This window comes from Stappia sp. (assembly GCF_048268045.1).
Taxonomy (GTDB): Bacteria; Pseudomonadota; Alphaproteobacteria; order Rhizobiales; family Stappiaceae; genus Stappia.
Genome location: NZ_JBLWWG010000008.1, coordinates 1 through 19,215, shown reverse-complemented (window position 1 = coordinate 19,215; position 19,215 = coordinate 1). Strand labels below are relative to the sequence as shown.

The following is a 19,215-nucleotide window of genomic DNA, read 5'->3' as shown; positions in this document are numbered from 1 at the left end:
AAGCCCTAGCCTGTTTCACGATCGGAGAAGTTGTCGGAGCGCAAAGAAGGGAACGGTTTTTCGTGCCACTGGAACGAACATAAGATGAACAAACCTTGGATTTGTGGATGCCTTCTTCCCTGATTTTGAGGCAAGGAGGCCATGATGGGATCCGGCAATTTCAGTGAGGAGTTCAAACGCGATGCTGTCGCGCAGATCACCGAGCGGGGCTATCCGGCTGCGGAGGTGTCGCAGCGGCCGGGCGTGAGCCAACACTCGCTCCACGCGTGGAAGAAGAAGTTATCGAAGCCATCAGGAAGCGAACGCGTATTTCGCCAAGGACGCAAAGTGAAATACGCGTTTGTCGCCGAGCATCGTCAGCAGTTCACGGCGCGTGCGACGTGCGGCTGCCTGCGTATCCGGCCCAGTGGTTTCTATGCATGGCTGAAAAACCCGCCGAGCAAACGGGCTCGGGAAGATCCCTGTCAGACCGCACTCCTCAGCAAGGCGTGGAAGGAAAGCGACAGGGTCCACGGCTACCGCAAGCGGCATGACGACCTCCTCGATCAGGGAGAGACCGGTTGCCCCACCGCATCGTGCGCCTCGCCAGGCTGGCCGCGGTGATCGACCCGTTCTCGCGCCGCATCATCGGCTGGTCGCTGCAGAGCAGGCAGACCACTGATGTCGTGCTGCAGGTGTCGCTCATGGCGGTGTGGCGTAGAGAGCCGAAGAGCAAGGTTCTGGTCCAGTCCGATCAGGGCTCGCAGTTCACCAGCATGAACTGGGCGGCGTTCCTGAAGCACCACATTCTTGAGCACTCGATGAGCCGGCGCGGCAACTGCCCTGACAATGCCGTGGCGGAGAGCTTCTTCAATCTCCTCAAGCGCGCGAGGAGGCAAGGAAGGACGTGTTCGACTACGTCGAGATGTTATAGAACCCGAAGCGCAAGCGCGTAAGGAACGGGATACTGCCACCCGTCGAGTTCGAACGGCAGCAGGAAACGTACGCCGACGGTGTCCACCAAACTCGGGGCTATTCAGCACGCGCGTGATCGCCGTAATTCAGCCCGATGCAGATGAGTTTGTTGGTGCCGCGACACAAGGCGGGGACGACGGATCGAGTGCCGCCAGAGCCGCGAGCCCTGCGGACGAAAGCGTTTCCCCGGCAATGTCCGCAACATAGGACGAGAAATCGCGCAGTTCGCCGCTGTCGTCGACAAGGTCGGGCTTTTCTGCACCGGTTGCGCAAAAGCGCACAAGTTTCATCATCTTTCGCTATGGCTTCAGACCGTCCAGCCGCCGTCGATGGCGTAGGCCTGACCGGTGGTGTAGGTGGCGCCGGCCAGATGCACGACGAGATCGGCGATTTCCTCAGCAGTCCCCAGTCGCCCCATCTGCTGACGGCCCTCAAAGGCTTTGCGGGCCGCTTCATAATCGCCGGTCGCTTCAAGCCGCTCGCGCAGCGAGGGGCTGTCCACGGTGCCGGGGCAAATCGCATTGCAGCGAATTCCGCTGCCCACATAGTCGGCGGCGACGGATTTGGTGAGCCCGACCACCGCGGCCTTGGTGAGGCCGTAGACACACCGATTGGGGGCGCCCTTCACGCTCGATACAACCGACGCCATGTTGATGATGCTGCCGCTGCCCCGACCCAGCATTCCAGGAAGCACGGCCTTGATTGTGCGGATCATCGCCTTGACGTTGAGGTCCATGGCAAGATCGATGTCTTCATCGCGGACGTCGAGCACGGTTCCGCTGTGAACGATGCCGGCGCAATTGAAGAGAATGTCGATCTTGCCGATCCCTGCGACCAGCGCGGTGATGGCATTCATGTCGCGGACATCGAGCAGGTGCGGCTCGATGGAGCCCGCTTGCCGGGCCAACGCGGAGAGACGTTCTCCATTGATATCCGTGGCGTGCACCATTGCGCCCGCCTCGGCCAGGGCTCGGGCGCTTGCAAAGCCTATTCCCTGTCCCGCTGCGGTGACGAGGGCGGTCATTCCTGTGAGTGAACCCATTTTCCATCCTTCATCAGCTTGAGGGGCGGCCGTCGAAATTGGCTATTGACTCGGCGCGACCTTCGCATAAGATTTAACGATAAACCTGTTGCAATTCAAGTATGCAAACACCACGAAGGCGACCGCACAGATGGCCCCCCTGGAAACCGAACCGCAGCCGACCCTGACCGAACTCAGGGAGCGCTTCTTCACCGCCCTTCTCTCCGACGTCCTCGACGATCTCGGGTACATGAACCAGGCCATGCATCACACGATCCGGCCGCTCGACAGTTCTCTGGTGATGGTCGGAAGGGCGCGTACGGCGCTTTGCATGGACGTCTATGAGCGTCCTGCTCCGGGCGAAAATCCCTACGAGCTCGAGATCAAGCTGGTGGACGACCTGAAGGTCGATGAGATCCCGGTTTTCGCATGCGGCACCTCAGGACGCATGGCGCCATGGGGTGGTCTCTTGAGCACGGCTGCAAAGGTTCGCGGGTCGGCAGGGGCGGTCATGGACGGCCTGGTGCGCGACACGCGCGAAATCCTTGCCTCGGGCTTTCCCGTTTTTCACGGAGGCATCGCGCCACTGGATTGCAAGGGGCGCGGCAAGGTCGTGGCGCTTGACGTCGGCATCGAGTGCTCCGGCGTGAAGATCAACAGCGGCGATCTCGTCTTCGGCGATGCAGATGGTGTCGTCGTCGTTCCGCAGGAGATAGAGGCCAGGGTTCTCGAAGTCGCGCAGGAACGCCTGCGCGGCGAGCGCAACACGCTGGCCGATCTCGAGGCGGGAGAGCGCCTCGCAACCGTGTTCGCGAAATATGGCATCCTGTAAGTCCTCCTGACTCGCACTTGCCAGAAAGCGAAATCCGAGAGCGTGGCACGACCCGCGCCCTCGGATAATGACGCCAAGAAAAAATAGAGGGGTAGAGCGAAATGACGCACAGAAACTCGAAAAACCGGTTGCACGGCCTGCTGGTCGCCGGCGCAATGGTGGTCGCCGCAGGCCCGGCTTATGCTGAACTCTGCGGTCATGTGGGCGGTGATCTGGTGTTGGGCATGGAGGCAAAGCTCGGCACACTTGACCAGCATGTGAATGCGGCGAACGCGACGCGCAATGTCGCCATGAACATCTTCGAGACGCTGATGACGCGCGACGAGAACATGGCGCCCGTCCTCGACCTCGCGGAAGCCCTCGACGTCAGCGACGACAAACTGACCTACACCTTCAAGCTCCGCCCAGGTGTGAAGTTCCACAATGGCAAGCCGCTGACCTCGGCGGACGTGGCTGCTTCCTTCGACCGGTACAGCCGCATCGGCGTGGATCGGTCCGCTCTCGGCGGAGTCGATCACTGGGAAACGCCGGACAAAGGTACTTTCGCCGTCGTTCTCAAGGAGCCGCAGGCGAGTTTCCTGGAGAGCATTTCGGCATCGACCGTGCCGATCGTCATCGTTCCCTCGGAACAGGCAAGCGCGGAGGCAACCCGGCTCGAGCCCATCGGCACCGGACCGTTCCAGCTTGAGGAATTCGTGGCCGACAGCCATGTGAAACTGAAGCGCTACGAGGACTACAAGCCCAACGAAACGCTTGAAGGCCTGTCAGGCTTTGCCGGACGCAAGCAGGCTTGCGTCGACACCGTCACGTTCCGCACGCTGGCAGAACCCGGCGCTCGTCTTGCAGCGCTCGAAACGGGCGAGGTGGATATCGTCGAGGATGTGCCGACGCTCTCCAAGGAGCGTCTCACCGGCAACAAGGACATTGTTCAGGCGCAGCTCAAGCATGCCGCTCTGTGGCTCACCTATCCCAATCTTTCGGAGCCGCCGACGGACAATCTGAAGGTGCGCCAAGCGATCCAGGCGGCCATGAACCTCGATGAAATCATGGATGCGATGAGCGACGGCTCCTACAGCCTCAACCCGTCGTTCCAGTTTCCCGGCCAGACCTATTATTCGGAAGCCGGCAGCCAGTATTACAATCAGAACGACCCGGAGAAGGCCAAGGCCCTGCTCAAGGAAGCCGGTTACAACGGCGAGACGGTCAAGCTCCTGACGACAAGGGATATTCCCCGCCTTTACACGGCGGCCCTCGTCATGTCGGAGCAGTTGAAAGCCGTGGGCATCAATGCCGAACTGGTGGTCCTGGACTGGCCCACCGCGCTTGGCATGAGCGTGAACGAGACGAAGGGCTGGAACTTCTTCTACACCGGCTGGATCACGGTCACCGCCCAGGGCGGCGCGCAGTCGCTGCGCAACCTTGCCGACCCGTCCAACGTGCACAAGCCGAAGGACAACAAGTCCGACGCCGAGTTCATGAAGGAATTCCGGGTTCTGAGCACGAGTCCGGATCTGGAAGAGCGCCAGGCCGCTTTCGCCAAGGCGCAGGAGCGGGTGTTCGAGCAGGTAATGGCAATTCCCTTCGGCGTCACGCCGAAGAACCAGGCAACGCGCGCCAATGTGAAGGGCTATGTGCCGTTCTTCAACACGCGTGTCTCGAACGTCTGGCTGGCCGAATAGCCAGCCCTTCTGCCCCATGTTCCGCCATGCGTGAACCGGCACGAAAACGTTCGGAGGTCACATGCTTGATTACACGCTGAGGCGCATAGCCCAGGCCGTGCCGATTCTGCTTCTCGTCAGCCTGATCTCGTTCGGGATCATGCAGCTGGTGCCTGGGGATCCCGCCGCCGTTCTGGCGGGCCCCAACGCCACGCCCGACGAGCTCATCAAACTGCGGCAGACCCTGGGGCTCGACAAGTCCCTTCTGACGCAGATCATGATCTTCTACGGAAACCTCTTTCAGGGCGATCTCGGCTACTCCATCATTCTGGGAGAGCCGGTCCTGAAGGTGGTGCTGGAGCGTTCGCCCATCAGCATATCGCTGGCGCTCTATTCGCTCGTCCTGACAATCATCCTCGGGCTTTCCATCGGCGTCATCGCGGCGATGAGACACAATTGCTGGATCGATCAGGTGGCGATGGCCTTCGCGCTGATCGGGGTTTCCGTCCCCAATTTCTGGCTGGGTCTCGTGATGATCGTCCTGTTTTCGGTGCATCTCGGCTGGCTGCCGACGGGGGGCTACGTGCCCTTCTTCGAAGACCCGCTGGGCTGGTTCCTGGCGGCAACCATGCCGGCTCTTTCGCTCGCCATGATGCAGATCGGCCTGCTTGCCCGCCTGACCCGCTCCACCATGCTGGAGGTGCTCGGCCAAGACTATATCCGCACAGCCCGCGCAAAGGGCGCGAGTGAGCCACGGGTGATCATCAAGCACGCCATGAGCAATGTGCTGATCCCCGTCGTCACTGTGCTCGGCATGATCCTTTCGGTGCTTCTGTCGGGGTCAGTCATCGTGGAAACCATCTTCGCCGTGCCGGGGATCGGCGCGCTTCTGGGCAATGCGATCCTCGGCCGCGATTATCCCATGATCCAGGGAGGCCTCATCTTCGTGGCAGCGGTCCTTCTGATCCTGAACATCGCGGTCGATGTGCTCTATGCCTGGCTCGATCCCAGGGTGCGCGTCCAATGAGCAGTCTCGAAATGAACGACAGCCAAGGCGCTCCGTCTTTCCTGAGACGGTTCTTCGCGGGGCGGCGCGTGCGTCGCCTCATCCGGCACCGCTCCTTCATGATCGGCCTGTGGCTATGCCTGTTCGTGACGGCCATCGCCATCCTCGCACCGATCATTTCACCAGCCGATCCGAACAAGATGGCCATCCGCTCCCGCTTCCAGCCGCCATCGTTCGAATTCCTGCTGGGCACCGACAATCTGGGCCGCGACCTTTTCAGCCGCGTAGCCTGGGGCGCGCGGCTGAGCCTTGCGATCGGTCTGGGCGTCGTTCTCCTGAATGCGGTGTTCGGTGTGCTTCTAGGGGCACTTGCGGGCTATTTTCGGCGTCTCGACGGCATTCTCATGCGCCTGTCGGATGCTCTTATGGCGTTTCCCTCGGTGCTGCTTGCAATCGGCATTGCCGCGGCGATGGGAGCCTCGGCCATGACGGCAGTGATCTCGCTGGCGGTCGTCTACATTCCGCGCACCGCGCGTATCCTGCGAGCATCCGTCCTGCAGGTAAGCCAGCTCGAATTCGTCAATGCGGCGCGGGCGGCGGGTGCGGGCGACTACCATATCTTGCGGCGCCATATCCTGCCCAACTGCATGGCGCCTCTGGTGGTGCAGCTCAGTTTCGTCTTCGCCTATGCGATCCTCTCGGAAGCAGTGCTCAGCTTTTTGGGGCTCGGGGCAGCACCCACCGATCCCAGCTGGGGCATAATGATCTCCGAAGGCCGCAGCTATATCCGCGAGGCTCCGTGGATGACGGTCATTCCCGGCATGGCCATCGCGATCACGGTATTGGGCCTGAACCTTCTGGGCGACGGTCTGCGGGACGTTCTCGACCCTCGTGTGAAGATGGAACACTGACCATGCCAAAAGAGCCAATTCTGCGCGTCGAAGGGCTGCGCACGACCTTCACAGGCGACGAAGGCACGGTGGTAGCTGTCGACGACGTCAGCTTCGACGTGAACGAGGGCGAGATCGTCGGCCTTATCGGTGAAAGCGGCTCAGGCAAGAGCGTAACAGCGCTTGCCATCATGGGGCTCCTGCCGAAGAGCACGTCGCAGGTCACAGCCGAACGCATCATGTTCAACGGCCACAACCTTGCACGCGCTTCCGACCGGGAGATGCGCCGGCTGCGTGGCCGCTCCATCGGCATGATCTTTCAAGAGCCAATGAGTTCGTTGAATCCGGTTCTGAAGATCGGCGACCAGCTGATCGAGCCGATCCGTATTCACGAGCGCATCAGCTACCGCGCGGCCTTCGACCGAGGACTGGAGCTTCTGACCAAGGTCGGCATCCCCTCACCTGCGCAACGCATGAACGATTATCCGCATCAGCTTTCGGGCGGCATGCGGCAGCGCGTCATGATCGCCATCGCCCTGTCATGCTCTCCCAAGCTGCTTCTCGCCGACGAGCCCACCACGGCGCTGGACGTTACCATCCAGGCTCAGCTTCTCGACCTGCTTCTGGAAATCCAGGCCGAAACCAAGATGGCTATCGTGCTGATCACCCACGCCATGGGAGTGATCGCTGAATGCGCTGACAAGGTGGTGGTCATGTATTCCGGGCGGATCGCGGAACAGGGACCGGTGACGGAGATATTCGACCGCCCAGCGCACCCCTACACGAAGGGCCTCATGCAGTGCACGCCGGAGCTGACCGGCAACCCCCGCAGGCTCACCACCATCCCCGGCGCGCTGCCGAACCTTGGCGCGCTGCCGCCCGGCTGTCGCTTCGCGCCGCGCTGCGACCTTGCGCAACCGGCCTGCAAGACCGGCAGACCCCCAATGATCGCTGTGGGACAAAATCATGCCTCGGCCTGTATCCGGGCGGATGAACTCCTTGCCTCGGCGGCGCAACCAGAGGGAGCCGAGGCATGAGCCAAGCACCGCTTCTATCCGTTCGGAACCTTTCCAAGCACTTCACCATCCGCAGCCCCTTCCGGAGCACGATCATCGGTACGGTGCAGGCGGTCAATCGGGTGAGCTTCGATATCAGCGAGGGAGAAACGCTTGGTCTGGTCGGAGAATCCGGTTGCGGCAAATCCACGACCGGGCGGCTGCTTCTGCGCCTCATGGAGCCGGACAAGGGAGAGGTCCTTTTCCAGGGACGCGACCTGTTGAAGCTCGATGCGGGTGAACTCAAGGCCATCCGCAAGTCGATCCAGATCGTCTTCCAGGATCCGTTCAGTTCCCTCAATCCACGCATGACGGTCGAGGATATCGTGACCGAGCCGCTCTATGTGCAGGGTGCCATGACGCGCCGGGCCATGCGCGAGCGCGCAGGCATGCTGCTCGACCGGGTGGGGCTCAACGCGGCACATATCACGCGATATCCGCACGAATTCTCGGGCGGCCAGCGCCAGCGCATCGGCATTGCGCGCGCCCTTGCGGCCGATCCGCGCTTCATCGTCTGCGACGAGGCGGTCTCGGCGCTGGATGTTTCGGTCCAGGCTCAGGTCATCAACCTGCTGCAGGACCTGCAGGAGGAGTTCAACCTCTCCTACCTCTTCATCGCGCATGACCTTTCGGTCGTGCGGCACATCTCCGATCGCGTTGCGGTGATGTACCTGGGCGAGGTGGTGGAGATCGCCGGGAAGGATGCCCTCTACGCCTCCCCGCGCCATCCCTACACGCAGGCGCTGCTGGCGGCGATCCCGGTGGCTCATCCGCGCCTTCGGGGCAACCGCGCGCGCCTTGGCGGGGAGGTGTCCAGCGCTCTCAACCCGCCTCCGGGGTGCCGCTTCAGCCAACGTTGCCCGTTCGCGCGCGATCTCTGCCGAAGCGAGCCTCCGGCACTCAGGGAACTGGGCGAGCGCCACCAGGTGGCCTGCCATTTTGCCGAGGAGCTGAAGGCCGCCGCAGCCTGACAGAATATCCCCGATTTCACGAACGGAAGATCACCAGGACCATCGCGCCAGCCTTGCGAGACACAAAATGACCCAGAAAAAAGACCCATTGCGGTCCGCCGAATGGTTCGGAGGGCATGAAAAGGGAGCCTTCATTCACCGAAGCTGGATGAAGAACCAGGGGTTCCCTCCACACCTGTTCGACGGCCGGCCCGTCATCGGCATCTGCAATTCATGGTCGGAACTGACGCCCTGCAACGGCCAGCTTCGCGACCTGGCCGAACATGTGCGGCGCGGCATCTTCGAGGCGGGCGGCTTTCCCGTCGAGTTTCCGGTGATGTCGCTGGGTGAATCGAACATGCGCCCGACCGCGATGATGTTCCGCAATCTTGCCGCCATCGAAGTGGAAGAGAGCATTCGCGCCAACCCCATCGACGGGGTGGTGCTGCTGGCGGGCTGCGACAAGACCACGCCCGCCCTTCTCATGGGGGCGGCAAGCTGCGATCTGCCAGCTCTCCTCGTGTCGGCCGGGCCGATGCTGAGCGGGAACTTCAACGGGCAGGTTCTGGGTTCAGGCACCGATGTCTGGCGGCTCAGCGAGGAAATGCGGGCCGGAACGATCTCGCCGGAACAGTTTTCGGCGGCGGAAGCGGCCATGAGCCGCTCGCCCGGAACCTGCAACACGATGGGCACCGCCTCGACCATGGCCTGCCTTTCGGAAGCAATGGGAATCACGCTTCCCGGAAATGCCGCCATTCCGTCCGTGGATGCGCGCCGGCGCGTGCTGGCATTCATGAGTGGCAAGCGCATTGTCGAGATGGTGCATCAGGATCTGCGCATGTCGCGTGTCCTGACGCGCGGGGCCTTCGAAAACGCGATCTGCGCCAATGCCGCGATTGGCGGCTCGACCAATGCGGTCATTCACCTGCAGGCGCTGGCAGGCCGGGTCGAGGTGCCGTTCTCGCTCGACGACTGGAACCGTATCGGCCTCAATATTCCGACCATCGTTGACCTGATGCCTTCGGGGCGCTTCCTCATGGAGGACTTCTTCAATGCAGGGGGCATGCAGGCGGTGCTGCGCAGGCTTCTGGATGCCGGGCGTCTTCACGGAGATTGCCTCACTGTGAACGGGCGGACGATTGCCGAGAACAATGGCGCGATCCGGGTTCTCAACGATGAGGTCATCCGCCCCATGTCCGCCCCGCTTACCCAGAACGGGGGGATCGTGGTGCTGCGCGGCAACCTGGCGCCGAACGGGGCGATCATCAAGCCGTCCGCCGCAACGCCATCCTTGATGACGCATCGCGGCGCGGCGGTCGTCTTCGAGGATATCGACGACTATCACGCAAGGATCGACGACCCCGATCTGGAGGTCGACGAAACCAGTGTCCTGGTTTTGAAGAATTGCGGGCCGCGCGGCTATCCGGGCATGCCGGAGGTCGGCAACATGGGGCTTCCGCGCAAGCTGCTCCAGAAGGGCGTGACCGACATGGTGCGCATTTCCGATGCCCGCATGAGCGGCACGGCCTATGGCACGGTCATCCTGCATGTTTCACCGGAGGCAGCCATCGGCGGCCCCCTCGCGCTGGTGGAAAACGGGGACATGATCTCCCTCGACGCATCGGCGAACTCGATCGTGCTTGAGGTATCGGACGAGGACCTTGCGCGTCGCAGGGCAAGCTGGGTGCCGGCGGCCTCGCCGGCCGGTGGTTTCGAGCGGCTGTTTTCAGATCAGATTCTGCAGGCGGATGAAGGCTGCGATTTCGAGCTTCTCAAGGGGCGGCGCGGCGCCGCCGTGGCACGGGACTACGTATGATGGAGGAGACGACCTTGTTGAAATGCGGAGTGGGCCGTGCGGACATGACACCGCCGGTGGGTATCCCTCATATCCTGTGGGGCGCGCGTACCGTCGATCTTGCCGAGAGCATTCACCTGCCGCTGCATGCGACGGCGCTTTGCCTTGAAAACGACGGGACAAGACTTCTGGTCTGCGACCTTGATCTGACGGGATTGCCGACAAGTGTCTGCAACGAGATACGCGCGACGATCGAGAGGGAAACGGGCGTTTCGGCCGCTGATATTTCCATAGGGGCCACGCACACGCACAGCGCACCGGTCTGGAATGCGGAGACGACAAACGGTCTGTCGCCGGACATGCCCGGCATGGACCTGATGCCGGCATGGCGCGAGAAGTCCCTGCAGGCCATCCTTTCGGCGTGCCGCCTGGCGGTTGAAAGCCTGCAGCCGGCCCGCGTTGCCTCCGGCTATGGTGTAAGCGAGGTCACGCTGACCCGGCGTTTCTCCACCCCTGAGGGGCGAATGGTGGTCAGCCCGCATCAGGGCGGGCTGCGCGACACGACGATAGCGCTCCTGCGTTTCGACGATCTCGACGGCAACACGATCGCGAGCGTCGTGGGCTACGGCACGCATCCTATCGTGCTTGCACACCAGAATACGGCGATCAGCGCTGAATTTCCCGGAGCCCTGAAAGAGGGCGTCGAAAAGCTCGTCGGCGGTATCTGCCTGTTCCTGCAGGGCAGCGCGGGCGACCAGATCCCGTTCGAAGCCCTGAGCGGCGACGTGCGGCTTGCCGAGCGGATCGGCAACCGGATCGCGGCGGATGCCGCAACTGCGCTTACCGCGATGTCTCCGATGAACTACCGCATGGACTATAGCCACGTGGTGGAATCCGGAGCCCCGCTCGGTGTTCAGAAGAAGACGGTGCTTGCCGACAATCCCGCGTCGATCCGCGTGGCGGAAGCCGTTGCCGAACTGCCCGTAAAGCCGTTCGAACCCATCGATGTTCTGGAAGAACGCGCGGCTGCAACCAAGGCGGAACTCCATGCGCTGAAGAACAATGGTGCGGACCACGAAACGCTTGCCGATGTCCATTTCCGGGCGCGGCGCGCCGACATCATGCTCGTCATGGCGCAGCGCGTGCAGAATGTTTCATCTGTGCCGATCCCGATACGCGCGTTGCGCATCGGCGATGCGGTGCTGGTGTCGGCTCCGATGGAGATCTTTTCGGCAACGGGGCTTGCCATCCGCGAGGCTTCGCCCTTCGCAATGACCTTTGTTGGAGGCTACACAAACGGCACCGAAGGCTATCTGCCACCAGCCGACTGCTATGCCGAGGGCGGCTATGAGGTGGAGCTTGCCTGCTATGTCTCGAAGGATGCCGAAGCCGTTTTCCGGCAATCCGCCATCGAACTGGTGAAGTCTCTTCACACCGCCTGAAGGCGCCAAACTGCTGAAGGACGCACCCGGAAGGGCGGATAAGCGCATTTCCGGGCGCATAAGTCTCCGATTATCCACAGTCTCCAGGGTCTTCCAGCCGCAATTCGGCGTATATCAATGGAAGCAAGCTGAAGGCCCCTGTGGCGGGGCGGTAGTTGGGTTGAACGCGATATGGCCAAGAAGTCCGCCGTCGGGCGGTCACAAAAGCCGAGCCTCAAGGACGTGGCAAAACTTGCCAATGTCTCCATGATGACGGTGTCTAATGTCATCAACGGGCGCATGGCCCGTGTTGGCGACGAAGTGACCGCGCGCGTGCGCGAGGCAATTCGCGAACTCAACTACCGGCCCCAACGCAGTGGCCGCAGCCTGAGGCTGCAAAAGGAATTTGCGCTCGGCCTGACCGTACTGCACCCAGACCGACGCTTTCTCGATGATCCCTACATTACCCAGGTTGCCGCCGGGATGAGCAATTATCTCGCCACCATAGGCTACAGTCTCATGGTGAACGGGTTGCGCAGCCCGGAGGCACTGGACACGCTGATGGAGCGCAGCTTCGGCTGTGACGGGTTTGCCGTCATGGTCTCGGGTGAACGCGAACAGAGGGTGCAGGTCTATAGAAAGCTTGCGCAGTTGCCGCCCCCCATGGTCGTCATCCAGGACGAACCTCCTCCGGACCTGCCTGAAGTCTCTTCGGTCCGCCAGGACGATGGCGCAGGGGCAAGAATGCTTGTCGAACGACTGCTCGACAAGGGAGCCAAGCGTATTTTGTTCGTAGCTTCTCGGCAGGTTTGGCCGGCCATGGAGCGACGGGCGGCCGCTGCGGCTGCGGCTGCGGGAAACCGGGCGGGCATCGACTATCTGTCCTGTAGTGAAGACGATTTCGAAGCATCCATCGACGAGATCGAATCGTGGTTGCGGAGCCACCCGAACACCGATGCGGTGATGGGCGGCAACGATCAGCTTGGCCTTGCGGCAATGCAGGCTGCAGAGCGATGCGGGCTCTCCGTTCCCGGCAACCTCATGGTGACCGGGTACAACGCCTTCCTGTTCCAGAAGTTCTCCAAGCCAACCCTGTGCAGCGTTGCCTCCCCTGCCTATGAAATCGGTCATGAAATCAGTAAGATACTCATCGGCCTGATCGACGCGGAAGGGGCAGAAGCTCAGCATCTTCTGATGCCCGTCAGCGTCGTCGAAGGCGGTTCCATTGGCTGATCGGGAGCGCAGTTTTGCAACTTTTTGGATGTCCGCCGTCAGCATCGATGACAAGGCTTCAATGAGGACTGGGGACTAGCAGTCCTGCCGACAGAACGAAGATAAAACGAGAGCCTCGCTTGAGAGGAATCATCGGCGGTCGGCTCCCCAAGCGTGGACCGCCGGATCGCGGAGTTTTCCCCCTTGATCATAAGGGAGGACTGGCAGCGCCATGAGGCGCACTGCGATCAGGTGGTTATACCGGATCACACCATGGGCCAGCACTCGCTATATTGTCTACGACGCTCCCTCATCATTTCACGGACTCTTCATGCAAATCGGTTTTTCCAGTCTCGACAGGATCTACGAGCTATGGGACGACCTTTCCGCCTTCGACGCGGTGGATATACAGGCGTCGCGCAGGTTTCTGCTGGAAGAGATCTGCACCATGGTGGATGCGCAGAATGCGGACTGGATCGGCTGCGTGCGGCTGGACTGGAACCAGGGCGGCGATCCGATGAAGGGATGGCGGCCCCGCAGTCTCTTCACGCTGAACCCTTGCGAGTTCACCAGTGAGGCGATCGACCAGGCCTTTGCGGAGATGGACGAGGGCGAACCGGACATCACCACGACGCGCAATGTGGAACTGGCCGGAACGTTCCGGGTCCTGCTGTTGAGCGAACTGGCCACGCCGGAGTGGTTCGAGGGGCCGTCCTATCTGCGCTACTACAAAGCCCTGGACCGGCACGATTCCATCTGGGCGGGCATTCCCGTGAGCGCCGACGCGGAGTTGCAAATCGGGTTCCACCGCAGCTTCGAAAAGACGCCGTTCTCCCGCGAGGATCAGGCCCTGATCTTCCATGCGCTGCGCGGGCTTCGCTGGTTCTACCGGCACCAGCTGCTTGGCGAAGGGGTTGGTGTCGCCTCGGCACCACTCACCCCGACCGAACAGCTCGTCCTGCAGGGGCTGCTGCTCGGTCTGACAGAGAAGCGCATCGCGGAGCAGAACAACCAGAGCCCGCATACCACTCATGACCATGTGAAGCGGATCTTCCGCAAATATGGTGTTTCCAGCCGCTCAAGCCTGATGGCTCTGTGGCTCGGCAAAGGCCTGATATCGAACAATAACCCCTAAACAGGGGATACAACTCCCTCCCCCTCCGACGCCATAAGCGGCTTGTGAAAACGACTTGCGCCGCAGGAGAGCCGTGCCGGCTTTCCTGCGGCGCGCCGTCACATGACCTGACGGTGCGGCTCGAGGGAGAAACCATGGCCATGATCGACACGACATCTCGCGCACCTTGCGAAGCGCTACATGACATGTCGAGCCGTGCAGAAAGGCCCTGGGCTCACAGGCATGAAAGCCGCCAGAAAGCCCGCCGGACGAGTCCCGCGCGCCGGTGTGCCGTGCGGCTTCTCGCCTCGACGGCCCTGTGCGCCGCGTCGCTCATGACCTTGTCCGTCGAGACGGTACAGGCGGCGACCTATGCGGTTACGCAGGCAACGGATGACGGAAGCGGAACGGTCGCAGGGTCGCTGAGTTGGGCAATTGCGAATGCCTCGTCGGACGGCGACGTGATCGAGATCGATCCCGGCATCGCGAACATTGCTGTCACTGGAACATTGCCCGCCTTTGCGGCAAACGTCACGGTCCGTGCAAGCGCCCCGGTCGAGATCACCGGCTCTCCCTTCGCCGCATCCGGCACATCGCTGGTGCTGTCGGGCGAGTCGTCCACCAATGCACTCACCGCCGCCTTGTCGGGCACTGCGGCCGGCCGGAATGGGGGCAACGGTGGCAACGCAACAGACGCTGCCGCCAGCACTGCGGGAGATTCTGGCACGACAGCCGTTACGGGGAGCGGGGTTTCGCTGCGGCTGACCGGGTCCGCAACCGGCGGCAACGGCGGTTCAGGCGGCAATGGCGCCTATGACTCCGTCAATGCGAACGCCAGCGGCGGCGGAGCTGGCGCCGCCGCCGTCTCCGGCAGCGACGGCATGATCGAGAACCGCGGCACACTCACGGGCGGACACGGTGGCAACGGAGGCAATGGCGGCTTCCGTCACTCCGACAATGGCGGGAGGGGCGGCAATGGCGGTGCGGGTGGGGCCGGCATCGCGGGCAGCAACCTCACCATCGACAACTCCGGGACGATCACCGGTGGCGCGGGAGGTCAAGGGGGCGCGGGCGGTAGTTCCATAATGGCCAGCACGGGGTCTGCCGGAAACGAAGGTGTCAGCGGGACCGGCATCTCCGGCTCAGACCTGACGATCGTCAACAGCGGCACGATTGCCGGCGGGCTCTCCGGCGACGGCGTCCGCGCCAATGCCATCGAATTCACCTCAGGCACCAACACACTGGAGCTACGATCCGGTTCAACGATCACCGGCAATGTCGTCGCGGGTGGCGGGAGCGACACACTTGTCCTGGGAGGAGATACCAGCCCTGGCGCGAGCTTCGATCTGGGCGATATCGGCACCAAATACACCGGCTTTGAAGCCATGTCGAAGACAGGCAGCTCCACCTGGACCATGACCGGCACAGCCGGTGCCGCGCTCGGAGACCTGACGGTTTCAGGCGGCTCGCTCAACCTCGACGGGGCAACGGCGAGCGTAAGCAATTTTCACGTGGCGGATGGCGAGGCGACGGTCTCGAACGGGTCCGGCATCAACAGCTACCGCATCTACCTGGGCGGCCAGGTGGGAAAGACAGGCACGTTGACCGTTTCGGGAAGCGGAACGTCACTGAACAGCTCCAATAGTGCCTATCTCGGCTATGCGGGCGGTGATGCCGGGAGCCTGACCATCTCGGAGGGCGCCAGCCTGACCACCGGTTACAATGCCTTTCTCGGCGAGGCGGCGAACAGCACAGGCACCGTCAATGTGACGGGGGCGAACTCTTCCTGGTCAATTACGGAGAATCTCAGGGTAGGCTATCTGGGCACCGGTCACCTGTCCATTGCGAACGGTGCGAAAGTGTCGGTGGGGGAAATCACCCGCGTCGGCCACCTCGGCGGTTCAACGGGGACGCTCAACATATCTGGGCCGGGATCGTCCTTCACAGCAAGCGACAACATGTTCATCGGCTCATATGGCAACGGCACGGTCACGATCGACAATGGCGCCGAGCTCAAGACATCAAATTTGCTTATCCTGGGATTTATGACCGACTCAAACGCCACGGTCACGGTCACAGGCCCGGGATCTTCAATCAATGCCGCCAGCGTTGTGACCATCGGCCAGAACGGGCAAAGCGCCACCTTGACCCTGACCGACGGCGGCGCATTGAACTCAGCCTCGACCGTCTATGTGGCGCGCTTCAGTGGCGCGGGCGTCCTGAACATCGGCGCCGCAGCCGGCGAAACCGCAGCAGCGGCCGGCACCATGACCGCCGGTTCGCTCACCTTCGGAAACGGTAACGGTTCTCTGGTCTTCAACCACACCGATGGCGGCTACACTTTCGCCACCGACATACAAGGCCGCGGGACGATCGCCGGCCTCGCCGGCACCACGACCCTGACCGGCAACAACTCCGCTTTCACCGGCACGACAGTGGTGAACGGCGGCACGTTGCGCGCCGGCGGCGCAAACGCCTTCGCCGACAACACCCAATACGAGATCCACGGCGGAACCCTCGACCTGGCGGGCCATGACCTGACGATGTCGAGGCTGTGGGGAACCGGCGGCACGCTGACCAGCACTGGCTCTGAAGCGGACCTGGTCCTGGATCAGGATGACGTCACGCGCTTTTCCGGCGAAATCTCCGGCTTGGGCGACCTCACGAAGACGGGGTTCGGAACCGTGTTTCTGCGCGGCGACACGACCGTCTCCGGCGCGATCAGCGTCGACGAGGGCGTTCTCAGCTTCGGCAGTGGCAAGACCATGTCGAGCGGGCGTGGGTCAATCACCGCGGCCGGCACAAGCGATGCCGAGTTCGAGATTTCCGGTGCGGGAACGCTGTGGACCATCGGCTCGGACCTGACCCTGGGCGAGACCGGCGGCAGCGGAAGCGGCAACCTGTGGATTTGGGATAAGGCCGTGGTCAACGCCGCGAGCCTCGACGTCGGAAGCTCTTCCCGCGCTAAGGTCACTGTCGCGGGGGCCGACAGCCGCTTGTCAATTGCAACCGCTGCGGCGGTGGGAAGCGGCTCCGGCGGGCAGGGAATGCTTGTGTTGTCGGAAGACGGCGTTGCTGAAATCGGCGGCGGAACCGGGACGCTGGAACTCGGCACATCGGCCGACTCAAGCGGCACGCTCGTCTTCGGCTCAGAGGAAGGTGCGACCCCGGTCGGCGCGGGGACGCTGCTGGCCGGCACGGTCGCTTTCGGCGCGGGTGACGGCAGCATCGTCTTCAATCACGGGGATGCGGCCTATGACTTTGCAGCCGACGTCACCGGCGACGGCACGCTCGCCTTCCGGAACGGCGAGACGCTGCTCTCGGGTGACTATTCCGGCTTTACCGGTTCGGCCGAGATCTACCGCACCGGTGCGGCACGGCTTCAATCGAACTTCACCGGCGATGTCGAACTGCACTCGGGTGTCGTCTATGCGCTCGACACCACGCTTGCCGGCAGCTTTACCGTCAACGACGGCGCCCTGCTCCATGGCAACGGCACGATCGGCGGTCTGTCGCTGGCCTCGGGGGGAACGCTTGCGCCCGGCAACTCGATCGGGACCATCAATGTGGCCGGCGACGCCTCCTTCGGCCCGGGAAGCATTTACGCCGTCGAGGTGGACGATACCGGCGCGAGCGATCTGACGACGGCGACTGGACGCATCGACCTGACGGGCGGAACGGTCAATGTTTCGCTGTTGAGCGGAAGTACGGCTCCCCTTGCCCCGTCGACCAGCTACACGATCATGACCGGCGCTAGCGGCGTCTTCGGGAGTTTCGACAGCGTGACGGAGAGCTTCGCTTTCCTGGATGCAACGCTCGTCTACCAGCCGAATGCGGTGGTGCTTGAGCTGACCCGCAACAGCGCGAATTTCGCCTCGCAGGCACGGACCGCCAACCAGTTGGCCGTCGCCACGAGCCTCGACGGTCCGGCAACCTCCGCCACGCTCTATGGCGCGCTGATCGGCCTCGACGCCGCGTCGGCCCGCGCCGCCTATGACAGTCTGTCCGGCGAAATCCACGCCTCCTTGCCGGCGATGTTCGTGAGCGAAAGTGGCCGTCTGCGCGATGCCGTGACCAACCGCATTGCCAGCGGCTTCGACAGCCTCGCCCAAAACAACGGCGAGGCGGCTCCCTCGACAGCGCAGGAGCCTCTCACGAACCTGCAGATCTGGAGCCAGGCTCAGGGCGCCTACGCGATGTTCAATGGTGACGGCAATGCCGCCCGGCTTTCGAGCAGCACCGGTGGAGGGCTGTTCGGTGTGGAATCCAGCCCGACGCGGGATATCAGGCTCGGCCTCCTGACCGGCTTCGGGCGGTCAACGGCAAGCGTCGACAACCGCGGATCAAATGCTACGGCGGAGAGCTTCACGCTTGGCGCCTATGGCGCGGTTCGCACCGGCGCACTTCGCGTCGACGCCGGTGTCTCCCACAGCTGGCATCAGGTATCGACCAGCCGTCACGTCGCCTTCGGTGGCATCGACGAGACCGTCACCGCCGACTACGGATCGCGCACCGCACAGGCCTTCGCGGACCTCTCCTATCGGGTCGAGACGCCCTGGCTCGGACTTGAGCCCTACGCCGGCCTCGCGGTGGTTCATCACCATGCCGGCGCCATAAAGGAGACCGGATCCGCCGAAGTGGCGCTTTCCGGCAAGGCCTCAGGGCAGTTCTTCGGGACAACGAACCTTGGCATGCGCCTGTCGAAAACCCTGGCGACGCGCGATGGCATGACCACCGAGCTGACCGGACGTCTCGGCTGGCAGCATGCCATCGGCAGCGTCACGGCCGAGAGGCGCCTCGCCATTGCGGGCCTGGACAGCTTCTCCGTTCAGGGAGCGCCCATCGATCGCGACAGCGCACTCCTGCAGGCCGGCGTTCGCTTCAACTTCAGCGACCGCGCGAAGGTCGGGCTCACCTATCAGGGGCGCTTCGGACGCAATGCCGTGGAACAAGGCGCCAACGCGAGACTTGAGGTGCGCTTCTAGCAAGCCTGCGGTCCTGCGCGCTGGATCAGGCCGAGGGACTGCGTCCCGCCGGGCACGATCCGACACTCACGCCGGATCGGCCCGCTTCGCCAGGTGACGTTGCCCCCAAGTTTTATCCAGTTTGACGGAGACTCTGGCGGTGGGTTTGGCCGATATGGCCGGGGCTATTGACGGGGTCTGACGCGGAGTGGTCTGCCCCCAGAAAAGTGGTCCTTCTTGAAGTAGGCTTTCGAGCCAGATGGAGGACGAACGAATGGGACAGAAGAGACACAAGCCGGAAGAGATCGTCGCGAAGCTTCGGCAGGTCGACGTGCTGGTATCG

The 19,215-nt window shown here is 62.7% G+C and carries 14 protein-coding genes and 1 pseudogene; 12 read left to right on the top strand and 3 right to left on the bottom strand.

Translation table 11 applies throughout. The features are described from left to right. The first annotated feature begins 144 nt into the window (after positions 1-144). Positions 145-1,030: pseudogene (locus tag ACN0WF_RS13865) on the top strand (DDE-type integrase/transposase/recombinase). 10 nt (positions 1,031-1,040) lie between these two features. On the opposite strand, the gene ACN0WF_RS13860 reads toward ACN0WF_RS13865, so the two are convergent. Further along, positions 1,041-1,247 (bottom strand): hypothetical protein, encoded by a 207-nt coding sequence (locus tag ACN0WF_RS13860; protein ID WP_417773367.1) that lies wholly within the window; start codon positions 1,245-1,247, stop codon positions 1,041-1,043. A 14-nt stretch (positions 1,248-1,261) separates the two neighbouring features. Continuing rightward, the gene (locus tag ACN0WF_RS13855; protein WP_417280673.1) at positions 1,262-1,996 is read right to left on the bottom strand and encodes an SDR family oxidoreductase; all 735 of its coding nucleotides are present in this window, start codon (positions 1,994-1,996) and stop codon (positions 1,262-1,264) included. A 130-nt stretch (positions 1,997-2,126) separates the two neighbouring features. Between ACN0WF_RS13855 and ACN0WF_RS13850 the strand changes: the two genes are divergently transcribed. The 11 genes from ACN0WF_RS13850 to ACN0WF_RS13800 all read left to right on the top strand — a co-directional run bounded on the left by ACN0WF_RS13850 (position 2,127) and on the right by ACN0WF_RS13800 (position 18,893). Next, positions 2,127-2,807 (top strand): RraA family protein, encoded by a 681-nt coding sequence (locus ACN0WF_RS13850; RefSeq protein ID WP_417280674.1) that lies wholly within the window; start codon positions 2,127-2,129, stop codon positions 2,805-2,807. A 101-nt stretch (positions 2,808-2,908) separates the two neighbouring features. After that, complete coding sequence (locus ACN0WF_RS13845) at positions 2,909-4,486, top strand: ABC transporter substrate-binding protein (RefSeq protein ID WP_417280675.1); 1,578 nt, start codon at positions 2,909-2,911, stop codon at positions 4,484-4,486. A gap of 61 nt (positions 4,487-4,547) precedes the next feature. Continuing rightward, positions 4,548-5,492: an ABC transporter permease gene (locus ACN0WF_RS13840; RefSeq protein ID WP_417280676.1), complete on the top strand. Its 945-nt coding sequence runs from the start codon at positions 4,548-4,550 to the stop codon at positions 5,490-5,492. Next, complete coding sequence (locus tag ACN0WF_RS13835; protein ID WP_417280677.1) at positions 5,489-6,382, top strand: ABC transporter permease; 894 nt, start codon at positions 5,489-5,491, stop codon at positions 6,380-6,382. Before ACN0WF_RS13840 ends, ACN0WF_RS13835 begins: the two co-directional genes overlap by 4 nt. A 2-nt stretch (positions 6,383-6,384) precedes the next feature. Then, positions 6,385-7,398, top strand: a complete 1,014-nt coding sequence (locus ACN0WF_RS13830) for an ABC transporter ATP-binding protein (RefSeq protein WP_417280678.1) — start codon at positions 6,385-6,387, stop codon at positions 7,396-7,398. After that, positions 7,395-8,387 (top strand): ABC transporter ATP-binding protein, encoded by a 993-nt coding sequence (locus tag ACN0WF_RS13825; RefSeq protein WP_417280679.1) that lies wholly within the window; start codon positions 7,395-7,397, stop codon positions 8,385-8,387. Before ACN0WF_RS13830 ends, ACN0WF_RS13825 begins: the two co-directional genes overlap by 4 nt. A 67-nt stretch (positions 8,388-8,454) precedes the next feature. Further along, entirely contained in the window at positions 8,455-10,182 is a 1,728-nt protein-coding gene (locus tag ACN0WF_RS13820) for an IlvD/Edd family dehydratase (protein ID WP_417280680.1), read from the top strand. Beyond that, positions 10,179-11,603: a neutral/alkaline non-lysosomal ceramidase N-terminal domain-containing protein gene (locus ACN0WF_RS13815; protein WP_417280681.1), complete on the top strand. Its 1,425-nt coding sequence runs from the start codon at positions 10,179-10,181 to the stop codon at positions 11,601-11,603. The genes ACN0WF_RS13820 and ACN0WF_RS13815 overlap by 4 nt, the downstream gene beginning before the upstream one ends. A 171-nt stretch (positions 11,604-11,774) precedes the next feature. After that, positions 11,775-12,815: a LacI family DNA-binding transcriptional regulator gene (locus ACN0WF_RS13810; RefSeq protein WP_417280682.1), complete on the top strand. Its 1,041-nt coding sequence runs from the start codon at positions 11,775-11,777 to the stop codon at positions 12,813-12,815. A 310-nt stretch (positions 12,816-13,125) separates the two neighbouring features. Continuing rightward, positions 13,126-13,929 carry a helix-turn-helix transcriptional regulator gene (locus tag ACN0WF_RS13805; protein WP_417280683.1) on the top strand — a complete coding sequence of 268 codons (804 nt, stop codon included), beginning with the start codon at positions 13,126-13,128 and terminating at the stop codon, positions 13,927-13,929. Positions 13,930-14,243: 314 nt separating this feature from the next. After that, positions 14,244-18,893, top strand: coding sequence for an autotransporter domain-containing protein (locus ACN0WF_RS13800; RefSeq protein ID WP_417773366.1), 4,650 nt, complete (start codon positions 14,244-14,246; stop codon positions 18,891-18,893). A gap of 66 nt (positions 18,894-18,959) precedes the next feature. Here the strand turns inward: ACN0WF_RS13800 and ACN0WF_RS13795 are convergent. Next, on the bottom strand, positions 18,960-19,215 hold a 256-nt coding region (locus tag ACN0WF_RS13795), incomplete at its 5' end, for a hypothetical protein (protein ID WP_417773365.1).